Source organism: Bacteroidota bacterium, from assembly GCA_013360915.1.
Lineage (GTDB): Bacteria > Bacteroidota > JABWAT01 > JABWAT01 > JABWAT01 > JABWAT01.
Genome location: JABWAT010000002.1, coordinates 366,916 through 380,190, shown reverse-complemented (window position 1 = coordinate 380,190; position 13,275 = coordinate 366,916). Strand labels below are relative to the sequence as shown.

The following is a 13,275-nucleotide window of genomic DNA, read 5'->3' as shown; positions in this document are numbered from 1 at the left end:
TAGACTATGACAAGAATCAGGGATTACCGGCTTCATATACTCGATACGGAAGGACTTCCGCTGTCGGCTATTGCCAATTTCCCGATTCCCATCTCACTGGAGCGGATCACTCAACCAACCATTCAGTTGCTGAAAGAGTTGCTGGCCCCGATTCCTCCCAACCAGCCGGTTGTTATCGTTTCGGACAAATCGCTGTTCGATGAGGCCATTGTTTCCTCCCTGCCAAATTTTGAGCACTACTATTGGCTAATTGTCGATGATTCTAAGATTCTGTCCGAAAATCTGGTTCATGCACTCGACAGGGGAATTGTTTCTGACATTGTTGATTCGACGGTGTCCCCTAAGGCTCTTCAGATTTCGTTAACGAAAATTCTTCGTTACTACGAGAAACGATACGAATTCGACGAAGTCAAAACGCACCTGAGGCGGTTGAATAAGATTGCCATTGCGCTCTCAACCGAACAGAATATCGAGAATGTACTCGATTCCATCCTTCGGGTAGCTCTGGAACTGACCGATGCCGACTCGGGAACCCTGTATTTTCTCGAGACCAAGGAAAAAGTTGATTTACCGGTCAAAGTCAGTTCAAAAAATAAACAGATGCGGTTTATTTACACCAAGAACTACTCGATCGGAACCGATCCCATTCAGAACCAGGTCATGGATATCACGCCGACCAGCCTGGCTGGTTACTGTGCCCTGAATGGCGAAACACTTGAATTCAATGACGTTTATCAGATCGGTAAGGACCTTCCCTTTTCATTTAACCGGTCTTTCGATCAGAAATCGGGATACCGCACCAAATCTATGCTGGTGGTTCCGCTTAAGAACCACCGTCGCGAAATCATTGGTGTGCTGCAGCTGATTAATAAGAAAAGTATACCGGGTGTGGCACTAACCAGTCCGGAAATCACCGAGAAAGTGGTCATTCCCTTTTCCGATTTTGATAAGGAAATCAGCGAATCATTCGGGTCACAGGCTGCGGTAGCTTTCGAAAACAAGCAACTATTCAGCAACCTGCAGGAGCAGTTTCAACGGACCGCCCAGACACTGAGTGAGAAATTCAACAGTCTGGTTTCATTGGTTTCTGGGATCGCTCATGAGGTGAATAACCCGATCAATTATATTTCAAACAGCATACAGCCACTGAGAACCGATGTTTCCGAAGTAAGTCACATCATCTCGGTACTCGCTTCGCTGAAAGTGATCAATCGGAATGAAATAGCGAATCTCCCGTTTCCGGATCACCTTCAGGACCTGAAGGAAGTGATCTTACGCCTGATTGATTATGCCAAGGGCACCAATCTGGCCGAGATCAGCGATGAAATTGAGGTTTTGTCGGTCATCATTGAAAAAGGGGCAGCCAAAATCACCGGTATTGTCCGGTCCCTCATGTCGTTCTCGCTTCTGATTGAAAGCACCCTTCAGCAAGTTGATCTGAAACTGGTGACTGACATGTCGGTTCAGTCTCTCGAAAAAGACCTTGGCCGAAAATTACCAGTCCAGGTTCAGTTCACTGGCGGCACCAGCCTCGAATCAAACGCCGACATGCTTCATATAGTGCTGACCAACATCCTCAGAAATTCTGTTCAGGCGATTCCCGACCCGGATGGACAGGTTTGGATTTCGGTAAATGGAAACGAAGATTACGTGACGATTACCATTCGTGATAACGGACCCGGTATTCCTGCCACAGTGGCCCCCCGGATCTTTGAAGCCTTCTACACCACCAATGAGCAGAAGGGAAATATTGGTATGGGACTTTTCGTGGCGTACAACATGGTCCAACGGTTAAATGGCGTCCTGAAGTATCAACCCGCACCTGAAACCGGATCTCTTTTCACCATCCATCTGCCGGTCAGTCAGGCCAATCTGAATCCCTTTCTGTAAATCCTGGTTTTAAACCGGGCAGTTCCCCAACTCTGATCTTTGAATACCGGACCCCGGTTCGGTAACTTTGTCACTTTTCCCGGAGGATTCATGGAGTTTCAGGCGTCGGCCAGAAAGTGGCGCCCGGATACCTTTGCTGATGTGGTGGCCCAGAGCCATGTAGGTACCACTCTGAAGAATGCGATTTTAAAAAAACGCATCGGGCACTCCTACATCTTCTCGGGTCCGCGTGGAGTGGGAAAAACCACTGCCGCCAGAATTTTTGCCAAGGCGCTGAACTGTCAGGCTCCGGTTGGTGGCGATCCCTGCAACACCTGTGACAATTGCAATGATATCCGGAATGGACGGTTTATCGATCTGTTCGAAATCGATGGTGCATCGAACAATGGGGTCGATAACGTCCGCGATATCCGTGATGCCCTCCGGTATCCGCCGCAAAAAGGACAGTACAAAACCTACATCATCGATGAAGTCCACATGCTTTCCATCGGTGCATTCAATGCACTGCTGAAAACACTGGAAGAACCACCGGGATACGCGGTCTTTATCTTTGCCACCACTGAAATCCACAAAGTTCCGGCCACCATCCTTTCCAGATGTCAGCGGTTCGATTTCCGGCGTATCACAACCACCGAAATCATCGACCGGCTGAAATTCATCATATCACAGGAAGGAATTACTGCCGACGACAACAGCCTGCTGATTATTGCACGCAAGGCCGATGGTGCCATGCGCGATGCCCTTTCTATTCTGGATCAGCTGGTGGCCTTTTTCGGAAAAACGCTGACCGGTTCCGAAATAAGCCGGATTCTGAATGTGGTTGAGCAGGAACTGTTTTTTCAGACCACCGATTTCATTCTGGCCAGAGATGTGAAAGCTGCCCTGCAGTTTATTAATGAACTGACTGCCCGTGGTTATGATCTGCACGATTTTGTTCAGGGATTGGCCGAACACATAAGGAATCTGATGGTCGTGGTCACAACCGGTGATGCCGGCCTGCTCGATATCTCGGATGGTTTCCGGGAACGGTACATCCGGACCGCCAGTCATTTTCATTACATGGATCTGATCAGACAATTAAATCTGACGGCCGAAACCGAACCCATTCTCAAAAATGCCTCCAATCAGCGATTGCGGGTTGAATTGCTGCTGTCAAAGCTCTGCACCATGGAGCAAACTGTAACGGTTCAGGACGTGTTAAAACAGCTGAGCCGGGCCGAAAAACTACTTGAACAATCTCTTGCCAACCGTCAGAGTGAACCTTCCGTGACTTATCGGGTTCCGGAGCAGGCCACCCAGGTCATGCCGATTCCGGTTCCGCCCCCCGATCAGATTCCTGTGATCACTCCGGTTAAAACCGAAACTCCGGCCGCTGGGCCTGCTCAACCCTTTCTTTACCAGTCACCTTCTAAAGGTCAGAAACCCAGCTTTCCGGACCTCAGAGGGTCGCGTTCAACGGCACCTGTACCGGCATCTGCACAACCGGAAACGACCCGGCCCGCTACGCAGAAAAGTCCGTCCCTTGCCGAATTCATGGAACGCTGGCCAGCCTTTCTTGACAAAATTCGCCAGGAGCAGAAAATTGCCCTGGCCTCTGTGCTTGAACATGCCAATCCGGAATCGGTTGAAGGGTCTTTGGTTACCCTGAAGGTCTACCGCTCATTCGAAAAAAATCAGATCGAACGCCATGGGATGGAAATTTCTGATCTCATTTCTGCTTTTTATGGTTTTCATCCGGCCGTTCGTGCCGACCTGACCAATGAGGAAACAGCCCCTTTCATGCAGGATGATCCGGCTGTGGTGTTTGAAGAACTGAAAAAATCGAACCCGTTGTTTAAGAAAATCGTTGATCGTTTTAACGCTGAACCCATTTAAAGGACGCTTATATGATGATGAATAAAGGTGGCATGGCCGGAATGATGAAGCAGATGCAGGCCATGCAGCAAAAAGCCGAGAAAATACAGGCCGAACTTGAGAATAAAACCATTACCTGTGAGTCAGGCGGCGGAATGGTGAAAGTGACTGCCAATGGTCGTCAGCGGATTCTTTCTGTGGCCATTGATCCGCAACTCTTGGCCGATAACGATAAGGAAATGCTGGAAGACCTGATAGTGGCTGCTGTTAACAAAGCGGTGGAAGAGTCTGGAAAGCTTGGCAACGATGAAATGAAAAAAGCCTATGCAGGCATGCTCCCCAATATTCCGGGAATGGATAAGTTTTTTTGAATGATCCGGCTTTCCGATCACCTCGACTCGCTGGTTCATGAGCTGTCAAAATTGCCCGGAATCGGAAGGAAAACGGCACAGCGGCTGGCCTACCACGTGATGAAGCAACCCCGGGAGGAAGTCGATCTTCTGGCCGGCTCGCTTCTTGCCGTTAAGGAAAAAGTGAAACAATGCAGCATCTGCGGAAATATCACCGATGATGAAACCTGCCGAATTTGTCTGTCACCCCGCAGGAACCCAAATCAGATCTGTGTGGTTGAAGAACCAACCGATGTCATCGCCATCGAGAAGACCAATGACTTCCAGGGTGTGTATCATGTTCTGGGAGGTTCCATTTCTCCTCTGGATGGAATCACACCGGAGCAACTCAACATCCGGTCATTGCTCGACAGAATCCAGAAAAGCGATGACATGGAAATCATTCTGGCCATGAATCCAGATGTGGAAGGAGAAGCGACCACACTTTACCTGTCAAGACTGATGAAAAATTTCCCCGGTCTTATTGTCACCCGGCTCGCCCGTGGAATTCCGGTTGGTGGTGACCTGGAATTTTCTGATGAAGCCACTCTAAGCCGTGCCCTGGAGGGACGGATCAAACTTTAACCAGCGGAGCTCTTGTGGAACTGAAAAACAAAGACAAAGTCATGGGTGTCCTTAACCAGATTCTGGAAACAGAACTGGCCGGCGTCATCAATTATTCACATTACTCGATGATGGTATTTGGCTACAGCCGCATACCGATTGTCAAATGGATGAAGGACCAGGCGGCCGAATCCATGGAACATGCTTACGAAGCCGGAGAGCTGATCACCCATTTCGGTGAGCATCCGTCACTTGGAATCGGGGAACTCACCGAAACCCACAAACATGATATAGGAGATATTCTTCGTGAAGCGCTTTATCATGAACGGAAGGCTCTGAAATATTATTATGATTTGCTAGAACTCGTGAAGGATGAGCATGTCATGCTTGAAGAATACGCCCGTAAGATGATTGAGCAGGAAGAACGCCACATTGGTGAAGTGGACAAAATGCTCAGGAAACCCGGTGATGTAGCCCGCTTTCAGGGATAAGCATAATTCTGATACAAATACGAGTAGCTTGCAGACGTTTAACAGAACGTTTGCTGCAAAGGCTGACCACACCACTGGTCAGCCTTTTTTTTTATAGTTTCGGGTAGAAATAGGCAAATGGAAACAACATTGGTACCCGGCAGCGGTATTGCCGGTATGAATCACCGAAATCCCTGATTAATCGCGGTTCTTCGACCCATTTGATGTAAAGGGCCACCAGAATCAGAAAAAGAATCCAGATGCCGGCCGCAATCGCGCTGTTCATCCAGGTACAGATGGCCAGGTAAATTCCCGATATCCCAAAAACCATCGGATTCCGGGTGTATCGGTAGGATCCCTTAACCACCAGATGGATGGTTCGGGGACTGATCGACCAACCAGAAAAATCGGCCGGACCGCCTTTTCCGTATTTAACCAGATCCAGATTGGACCAGAAAACAAATACCAGACCCGGCACAAACAGCATAAGGGCAATCAACTGACCCATCGCCGGAAAAAAGAACAACGGAACCGGATAAAGCTTCCCTGCCGCAATCAGCAAAGCCGGAAAAAGGACCCCGAAGATGAGCAGACCAACCAAATAACCTGCAACCCAGCGGAACATGTTTCCTCCAGACGATTCAGACAACCGGATCTTAATTTAGACGGTTTTTCAACTAATATCCACCATGGACGGACTGTTGACTGGTTATGAAGGTTGCTAATAAACATTTAACCCAAAAAGGATCGGATGCCTTGTATCTTCATAACCTGAAAGGAAGTGAACCATGATCGATTTTCTTGATGGGAACGATGCAGTTGTTCAGGGTGCATTGGATGCCGGCTGTGATTTTTTTGCCGGGTATCCCATTACCCCTGCCACCCCGATATTACTCTCCATGATGAGCCAATTGCCCGATCGTGGCGGTGTGGCGATTCAGGGTGAGGATGAAATTGCCTCCATTGGTTTCTGCATTGGTGCTGCCATGTCAGGAAAGAAGGCACTGACTGCCACCAGCGGTCCGGGAATGAGTTTGTACTCTGAAAATATTGGTCTTGCCATTATGGGAGAAGTCCCTCTTGTCATTGTTGACGTTCAAAGGCTGGGACCTGCAACCGGATCGGCAACCAAGGATGCAAGCGGAGATATCCAGTTTGTAAGGTGGATAACCAGCGGTGGCTACCCGGTCATTGCACTCTCCCCTTCCTCGGTAGAAGATTGCTACCAGCTCACCCGGGAAGCCTTTCGTCTTGCCTGGCAGTTCCGGACACCGGTTTTCATTATGTCCTCAAAGGAATTGGCACAGACCCGCGTCAAAGTCGACCGGAACCGGATGACCACGCTAACGGCTCCTTCAGTGAAAGAATCAATCCCGGCTTCAGGAAACGGAAAAATGGTCAGCTATTCCAACGATCATCCCGTTCCGCCCCAACCAGTCGGAAGTCCCTTCCTCACCCGGTTTACCGGCAGCAGCCATGATGAATCGGGACAACTGACAAAATCTCCGGCGATCCTTGCCAGCCTTCATCAGCATCTGATGACCAAACTGGATGAAAAAACCTGCACATTTTACGAATACCATGGACCTGAAGTGCCAAGGAACCTGATTGTTTGCTATGGGGTGGTTGCCCGGTCAGCGCGTCAGGCCTGGCAGGAGGCTGGAGATTCAGATCTTGGATTGCTGATCCTGAAGACCTTGTGGCCGGTCCCGGAAACCCTGCTTTCCCATTATATGAAGCACGCTGACAAAATCTGGGTACCAGAAATGAATCAGGAACAATATGCTCGGGAGCTGAAGATGTTGGCCAGACCCGGGCAGGAAATCATTCCGATCACGCAGGTCAACTCTGAACTGATCCACCCTTCACTGATTCTGAATGCTCTCCGGGAGGTGTCTCATGTCTGAACTTCCAACCTCTTACATGATCCCGGATGCCCGGATTCCCTTCTGTCCGGGATGTGGTCACACCACCAACCTGACTCATCTGGATAAGGCGTTTCAACAGATGGGAGCCGATCCGTTAAAAACGGTGCTGGTAACCGATATCGGCTGTGTGGGCCTATCCGATCAGTACTTCAATGTTCATGCCTTTCACGGACTCCATGGCCGGTCGGTTACCTATGCCACCGGAATCAAACTGGCAAATCCGGAACTGGATGTCATCGTTCTGATGGGTGATGGCGGATGCGGAATCGGCGGGGCTCATCTGATCAGCGCCGCCCGGCGAAACATCGATATCACCGTGATGGTGTTTAATAATTTCAATTTCGGTATGACCGGCGGCGAACATTCGGTTACCACTCCGACAGGGGGATTAACCGTTACCACATCGGGAGGAAACCAGGAATTTCCGCTGGATATCATCGGACTTGCTGGTTTATGCGGCGGAGCCTTTGGTGCAAGAACCACGACATTTGACCGCGAACTGCCCTCCCTGATGGCTAAAGCCATCCGTCATCCCGGTTTCTCGATCCTCGATATCTGGGAATTCTGCACCGCCTATTACAGTCCACGGAACGATCTGGATAAAAAAGCCATGCAGGACATCTCGGATGCCCATCATCTGCCCATGGGGATCGGATTCGAACGAAAAGACCGGTTACCACTCCCAGTCAGGCAAACACCCGTCAGCACGAAAAAAGAGAAAAACCCAATTGACCTTTCACCTCGATTTCCATGTCTGGTTTCCAGACAAACCGAGGTGCTGGTAACCGGTGGGGCCGGACAGAAAATCAGAAGCACGGCCTCGATTCTGAGTCAGGCGGCCATTCTTTCCGGTGCAGAAGCAACCCAGAAAGATGACTACCCCATCACCGTGAAAACCGGCTATTCTTCTGCCGAAGTGATCATCAGTCCATCATCCATCTGGTATACCGGTATGACGGCACCCGATGCGGCTATCGTGCTGTCGGTGGATGGACTAAAAAAAGACCTGAAGCTGATACAGGCCATGAAACCGGGATCATTGGTGATTGCAGAAACCGGGTTGCCTGACTTTCAGACGGGAGCAACGGTTTTAAGGCTTCCGCTCGAAGCAACCGCAAAACCCATTGACCGGAATTCACTGGGACTGGTCGCTGCAGGGGTTCTGGCGGCAAAAACCGGTTGGCTATCTGAAGAGGCCATTGAAACCGCCATCGCCTTAAATCAGAAGGCAGCCTGGCTGGAAACCTCCCTGAAAGCATTCAGGGCTGGAATTTCTCTCGGGAAGACCGTTTAACTTCGGAGGGCGCCGGTCAGCAGGTCCTCCAGATCACCAAATTTGTCGTGATAATCCTGCTGAGACCGTCTGATGACCTCATGGGCTTCTTCACGGTCATACACATGGGTGATCTCCACCTTTTTTCGCGGCGTTTCTCCCGGAATGGATTTGTACGTCAGAAAATAATGCCGTAACCGCTCCACGATTCCCTGCGGAACATCCGAGATTTCATCCCAGACCCCGTATACGGCATCCCCTTTGAGGACCGCAATGATTTTGTCATCCGCTTCCTCTCCATCAATCATCCGGAAGCCTCCGATCGGGATAGATTGAAGAAAGATATCGCCGTGCGTGATTTCCTTTTCTGTCAGCACACAGATATCAAGCGGATCTCCGTCACCATGAATGCCTTCCCTGCCTGTTCGTTCCATGCAATAGTCCGCCACATGCTTGTCGCAATACGTCTGCGGAATAAATCCATACAGCGTGGGACATATGTTCGAGAAAAGCTGGGGCCGGTCCACCCGTAAATAACCTGTCTTCTTATCCAATTCATACTTGATCGTATCGGTTGGAACAATCTCAATGTAGGTTTCAACCACATCAGGAGCCTTCTCACCAATCTGGACACCGTGCCATGGATGTTGCTTATATAAATGTCCCATCAGTTTCCAGATCGGATCTCGTTTTTTCATTTTTTCCTCAATAATCTTCACCGAATATCGTAACAACCTTCTTCTTTCGCACCATCCGCCCGGTTAACATCCGATTCGTTCCGGTATCCATATTGGATATTTTGGTTATAAATCCGCAATTTTAGTGAAATTTTATTCATTATGGCCTCACTTTTTGTTGTCAAAGTCGGTACCAACGTGGTTTCACGTGCCGATGGAAGTCCCGATATCACCACCATGTCTCAGCTTGTTGACCAGATCAGCCAGTTGAAGAAAGCAGGAAATCAGGTCATTCTGGTCAGTTCCGGGGCTGTCGGCTCTGGTCGTGCAGCTCTGCGGCATATCACCGAAACCAATCCGGTCATTCAGCGGCAGCTTTTTGCCGCTGTTGGTCAGGTGCGTCTGATGAACCGATGGGCCGAATTGTTTTCGCAATACCACCTTTTTTGCGGACAGGTTCTCGCCACACGGGAAGATTTCAGGGACCGAAACCACTATCTGAATATGAAGAACTGTTTTCAGGCCTTGTTGCGCGATGAAATCATCCCCATCGTTAATGAAAACGATGTGATTTCGGTAAGTGAACTGATGTTTACCGACAATGATGAATTGGCTGGTCTGATTGCAGGTATGATGAATGCCAGCCATCTGGTTCTTCTGACCAACGTGGATGGTATTTTTACCGGTCAGCCTGGTGAACCCGGCTCTGAGCAGATTCCCGAAATAAGAGCCGGTGAAAAGAAACTGACCATTGTAACTCCCACCAAATCCTCCTTTGGCCGGGGCGGAATGCAAACAAAATACCGGATTGCTCTTAAATCGGCCAGAATGGGAATTCCGGTGACCATCGCCAATGGCAAGCAACCCGGTGTACTAACCGATCTGGTAACCGGAAAATCACGGGGAACCCGACTGGTTGCTGAATCTGCAGCATCCGGAGTCAAAAAGTGGCTTGCCTTTCAGGCCGAAGCAAAACCGGCCATCCGCATAAACCACGGGGCCTTGTCTGCCCTTCGCGACCGGACCCAGGTAAGAAGCCTCTTACCAGTTGGTGTTACCGATATTGTGAATGATTTTAACCGCGGGGATCTGATCCGTATTCTGGGTCCTGCTTCCGAGCCAGTGGGTGTCGGGAAGGCTCAGTATGGATCGGATAAACTGCGTGACTGGATGGGTCAATCAGGAAAAAAGCCGGTGATTCACTACGATTATTTGTTTCTGGATGATGACCATGAGTAACTCCACCGAAAAAACCATTCTTGAGCAGTTGAGCAGGGTCAAACAGGCAAGCCGGTTGTTAACCCGCCTGAGTGACGACGGAATTAACCGCCTGATCCTTGAACTGGCAGATCTGCTTGACCAGGAAACACAGAATCTGATCGCTGCCAATAAACTTGATCTGGCACGGATGGATCCTTCCAATCCGAAATATGACCGCCTGCTTCTGAACGAGAAACGGATAGCAGGAATGTCGGCCGATTTGCGAAAGGTTGCTTCGCTTCCCAGTCCGTTAAACCAGATTCTTGAAGACCGTTACCTTCCTAACAACCTGAAACTGATCAGGAAATCGGTACCCCTCGGGGTCATTGGAATCATCTTCGAAAGCCGGCCGAATGTCACCATTGATGTGTTTGCACTTTGTCTGAAATCGGGAAATGCCTCCGTTCTGAAGGGCAGTCGTGATGCATGGGACAGCAACCAGTTTATTCATAGCCTGATTCAGAAAGTGCTGAGAACCGCCGGATTGGAAGATGTCTGCTATCTGGCGCCTGCCGACCGGGAATCCTTACCTGTTATTCTGAATGCAGTCGGCCTGATTGATGTGGTCATTCCCCGCGGAAGCCAGGGACTGATCGATGCCGTCCGGAAGGAAGCACGGATCCCGGTAATTGAGACTGGTGCCGGCATTGTTCACACCTATGTGGATGCCGCACTGGACCGTGACATGGCCCGGCGGGTAATCACCAATGCAAAAGCCCGGCGGGTATCGGTGTGCAATGCGCTGGATACCCTGATCATTCACCGGTCAGTGGTTCATGAATTGCCCTACCTGCTTGAAGAACTTGGCAAAAAGCATCAGGTCACCGTGTACGCAGATGAAGACTCCTATTCAGCTTTAAACGGGTTATACAGCGGCCAGCTGATTCCAGCGGCAGAGAGCGATTTTGGTGTCGAATTTCTCGACTACAAACTGGCCGTAAAAACAGTTGCCACGCTGGATGAGGCGCTGGATCACATTGCCCGGTTCAGCTCGCGTCACAGTGAAGCAGTTCTCACCGCCGACCAGGAAGCAGCAAACCGGTTTATTGAAGGGGTGGATGCTGCCGTGGTATATGTGAATGCATCGACTGCTTTTACCGACGGCGGTGAATTTGGTCTCGGTGCCGAAATCGGAATTTCCACCCAGAAACTCCATGCCCGCGGACCCATGGCGCTGCGCGAACTGACCAGTTATCAGTGGGTCATTCAGGGAACCGGGCAGATCCGCGCATGACCTCCGGTCAGACAATTCAACTCAGGCTGGCCAGTCCGGACGATGCAGAAGGCCTTGCAAACCTGGCTTCCGTGGCCTTTCGCGCTGCCTATGAATCCACCACTCAACCGGAAATCATTGATCAGCATATCCGCAAAAACCTGACTGAGCCGGTTATCCACTCTCAATTGTCTAATCCGGATGAGGTGACCATTCTGGCTTTCAACGGAAACCGGATGGTCGGGTATGGCCGGGTGGTTTTCGGCTCAACCTGTGAGTGTGTGCAGGCAGAGTCGCCCTGTGAACTGAACCGGATTTATACGCTCCCCGATTCCTATGGCCGTGGAATCGGCCAGTTATTGCTTGAAAAGGCCATCCGGATAGCACGGCAGAAGAAATGTGATGTGATGTGGCTGAAAGTCTGGGAAGGAAATGAACGGGCCATCCGGTTTTACCGGAAGGCCGGTTTTGAATGGTGCGGATTTTCTGACTACCAGTTTGGTGATACGATCGAACGGGACCCGGTGTACCGGCTTTCGATAGTTACACCACCTGCTCGGCCATAATCCGGCGGGTATCACGGGCAATCACCAATTCCTCATTGGTGGGAATGACCCAGACCTGAACTCGGGAATCCTCTGAAGAAATCCGTCTTTCTTTCGGTCCGTCCAGATTCAGGGATTTATCAAGTTTAATTCCCATGAAGCTGAGATCTTCCAGAACATGCTCCCGCACGTGGGTGGAGTTTTCCCCGATTCCGCCGGTAAAGACGACGGCATCGAGTCCTCCCAGAGCAGCAGCATACGCACCGATGTATTTTTTCACACGGTAACAGAACACCTCGAAAGCGGCACGGGCTTTCTTATCTCCCAATTCCATTTCCTGGATGATTTCACGCATGTCTGAAGAAACACCAGAAATACCCATCAGGCCTGAATGTTTGTTCAGCAGAGTATTGGCCGAATTCAGGGTCAGTTCTTCCTTGCCCATGATATACAAAATGGCCGAGGCATCCAGATCACCACTTCTGGTGCCCATGAGAAGTCCCTCGAGCGGGGTGAAACCCATGCTGGTATCGATGGAATGTCCGTTATCCACCGCGGCCATGGAGCACCCATTCCCCAGGTGAACCGTGATGACTTTTGAAGCCCGGATGGTCAGACCGGAAATTTCATATAATCGAGTACTCACATAAAAGTGTGAAGTACCGTGAAATCCATACCGTCTCAGTTTGTGCTTCTTATAAATCACATAAGGAAGACCATACAGAAATGCCTTTTCAGGAATGGTCTGATGGAAAGCGGTATCGAATACAGCCACCTGGGGTTTTCCCGGCAGATTTCTCATGCAGGCATCGATCCCTTTCAGATTGGCCGGATTGTGAAGCGGAGCCAATTCGATGCAGTCCTTGATTTGGTTATAAACCTGCTGAGTGATCAGGACCGACTGGTTAAATGTTTCACCACCATGAACAACCCGATGACCAATTGCAGAAATTTCTTCCAGGCTGCTGATGATCCCGTGATTTTTACTGAGAAGCACCCCGAGAATGTATTCCAGAGCCTGAATATGATCCAGGATTTCGCCGGTTACCTTGATATTGTCACCATCATCCCGCTGGTTGGAAAGGATGGCTCCCGACATCCCGATCCGCTCAACCGATCCTTTGGCACGTGTGGTTTCTTTTTCGGGTTCAATCACCTGATACTTAATGGAGGAGGAACCGCAATTCAGAGTCAATATGAGCATAATGTCTT

General features: G+C 50.0%; 13 protein-coding genes. 10 read left to right on the top strand and 3 right to left on the bottom strand.

Annotation, left to right across the window (positions count from 1 at the left end):
- The first annotated feature begins 6 nt into the window (after positions 1-6).
- The 5 genes from HUU10_05365 to HUU10_05345 all read left to right on the top strand — a co-directional run bounded on the left by HUU10_05365 (position 7) and on the right by HUU10_05345 (position 5,188).
- Positions 7-1,890 carry a GAF domain-containing sensor histidine kinase gene (locus HUU10_05365; protein ID NUQ81022.1) on the top strand — a complete coding sequence of 628 codons (1,884 nt, stop codon included), beginning with the start codon at positions 7-9 and terminating at the stop codon, positions 1,888-1,890.
- Between the two features lie 90 nt (positions 1,891-1,980).
- Entirely contained in the window at positions 1,981-3,765 is a 1,785-nt protein-coding gene (gene dnaX / locus HUU10_05360; GenBank protein NUQ81021.1) for a DNA polymerase III subunit gamma/tau, read from the top strand.
- Between the two features lie 14 nt (positions 3,766-3,779).
- Complete coding sequence (locus tag HUU10_05355) at positions 3,780-4,115, top strand: YbaB/EbfC family nucleoid-associated protein (protein NUQ81020.1); 336 nt, start codon at positions 3,780-3,782, stop codon at positions 4,113-4,115.
- Positions 4,116-4,718: a recombination protein RecR gene (recR, locus tag HUU10_05350; GenBank protein NUQ81019.1), complete on the top strand. Its 603-nt coding sequence runs from the start codon at positions 4,116-4,118 to the stop codon at positions 4,716-4,718. It abuts the gene before it with no gap.
- Positions 4,719-4,759: 41 nt separating this feature from the next.
- On the top strand, positions 4,760-5,188 hold the full coding sequence (locus HUU10_05345; protein ID NUQ81018.1) for a bacterioferritin: 429 nt from the start codon (positions 4,760-4,762) through the stop codon (positions 5,186-5,188).
- Between the two features lie 91 nt (positions 5,189-5,279).
- Here HUU10_05345 and HUU10_05340 read toward each other — a convergent pair whose 3' ends face one another.
- The gene (locus tag HUU10_05340) at positions 5,280-5,792 is read right to left on the bottom strand and encodes an isoprenylcysteine carboxylmethyltransferase family protein (protein ID NUQ81017.1); all 513 of its coding nucleotides are present in this window, start codon (positions 5,790-5,792) and stop codon (positions 5,280-5,282) included.
- A 163-nt stretch (positions 5,793-5,955) separates the two neighbouring features.
- Here HUU10_05340 and HUU10_05335 point away from each other — a divergent pair, with 163 nt between their 5' ends.
- Positions 5,956-7,074, top strand: coding sequence for a pyruvate flavodoxin/ferredoxin oxidoreductase (locus tag HUU10_05335; GenBank protein NUQ81016.1), 1,119 nt, complete (start codon positions 5,956-5,958; stop codon positions 7,072-7,074).
- Positions 7,067-8,389 (top strand): 2-oxoacid:acceptor oxidoreductase family protein, encoded by a 1,323-nt coding sequence (locus tag HUU10_05330; GenBank protein NUQ81015.1) that lies wholly within the window; start codon positions 7,067-7,069, stop codon positions 8,387-8,389. Before HUU10_05335 ends, HUU10_05330 begins: the two co-directional genes overlap by 8 nt.
- On the opposite strand, the gene HUU10_05325 is transcribed toward HUU10_05330, so the two are convergent.
- The gene (locus HUU10_05325; protein ID NUQ81014.1) at positions 8,386-9,036 is read right to left on the bottom strand and encodes an inorganic pyrophosphatase; all 651 of its coding nucleotides are present in this window, start codon (positions 9,034-9,036) and stop codon (positions 8,386-8,388) included. The two genes, HUU10_05330 and HUU10_05325, sit on opposite strands and share 4 nt — an antisense overlap.
- 171 nt (positions 9,037-9,207) lie before the next feature.
- Between HUU10_05325 and proB the strand changes: the two genes are divergently transcribed.
- Genes proB through HUU10_05310 form a run of 3 tightly spaced genes read left to right on the top strand, consistent with a single transcriptional unit; the run spans position 9,208 to position 12,084 of the window.
- The gene (proB, locus tag HUU10_05320; protein ID NUQ81013.1) at positions 9,208-10,284 is read left to right on the top strand and encodes a glutamate 5-kinase; all 1,077 of its coding nucleotides are present in this window, start codon (positions 9,208-9,210) and stop codon (positions 10,282-10,284) included.
- Positions 10,271-11,539: a glutamate-5-semialdehyde dehydrogenase gene (locus HUU10_05315; protein NUQ81012.1), complete on the top strand. Its 1,269-nt coding sequence runs from the start codon at positions 10,271-10,273 to the stop codon at positions 11,537-11,539. Before proB ends, HUU10_05315 begins: the two co-directional genes overlap by 14 nt.
- A complete protein-coding gene (locus tag HUU10_05310; protein ID NUQ81011.1) occupies positions 11,536-12,084 on the top strand; it encodes a GNAT family N-acetyltransferase in 549 nt (182 codons plus the stop codon). Before HUU10_05315 ends, HUU10_05310 begins: the two co-directional genes overlap by 4 nt.
- Here HUU10_05310 and HUU10_05305 read toward each other — a convergent pair.
- A complete protein-coding gene (locus HUU10_05305; GenBank protein ID NUQ81010.1) occupies positions 12,062-13,270 on the bottom strand; it encodes an acetate kinase in 1,209 nt (402 codons plus the stop codon). The genes HUU10_05310 and HUU10_05305 overlap by 23 nt on opposite strands.
- Between the last annotated feature and the right edge of the window lie 5 nt (positions 13,271-13,275).

Excerpts from the sequence above, each read along its gene's own strand:
- HUU10_05365 (NUQ81022.1), top strand. The coding sequence starts at position 7 with ATGACAAGAATCAGGGATTACCGGCTTCATATACTCGATACGGAAGGA.
- dnaX (NUQ81021.1), top strand. The coding sequence starts at position 1,981 with ATGGAGTTTCAGGCGTCGGCCAGAAAGTGGCGCCCGGATACCTTTGCT.
- HUU10_05355 (NUQ81020.1), top strand. The coding sequence starts at position 3,780 with ATGATGAATAAAGGTGGCATGGCCGGAATGATGAAGCAGATGCAGGCC.
- recR (NUQ81019.1), top strand. The coding sequence starts at position 4,116 with ATGATCCGGCTTTCCGATCACCTCGACTCGCTGGTTCATGAGCTGTCA.
- HUU10_05345 (NUQ81018.1), top strand. The coding sequence starts at position 4,760 with ATGGGTGTCCTTAACCAGATTCTGGAAACAGAACTGGCCGGCGTCATC.
- HUU10_05340 (NUQ81017.1), bottom strand. The coding sequence starts at position 5,792 with ATGTTCCGCTGGGTTGCAGGTTATTTGGTTGGTCTGCTCATCTTCGGG.
- HUU10_05335 (NUQ81016.1), top strand. The coding sequence starts at position 5,956 with ATGATCGATTTTCTTGATGGGAACGATGCAGTTGTTCAGGGTGCATTG.
- HUU10_05330 (NUQ81015.1), top strand. The coding sequence starts at position 7,067 with ATGTCTGAACTTCCAACCTCTTACATGATCCCGGATGCCCGGATTCCC.
- HUU10_05325 (NUQ81014.1), bottom strand. The coding sequence starts at position 9,036 with ATGGGACATTTATATAAGCAACATCCATGGCACGGTGTCCAGATTGGT.
- proB (NUQ81013.1), top strand. The coding sequence starts at position 9,208 with ATGGCCTCACTTTTTGTTGTCAAAGTCGGTACCAACGTGGTTTCACGT.
- HUU10_05315 (NUQ81012.1), top strand. The coding sequence starts at position 10,271 with ATGACCATGAGTAACTCCACCGAAAAAACCATTCTTGAGCAGTTGAGC.
- HUU10_05310 (NUQ81011.1), top strand. The coding sequence starts at position 11,536 with ATGACCTCCGGTCAGACAATTCAACTCAGGCTGGCCAGTCCGGACGAT.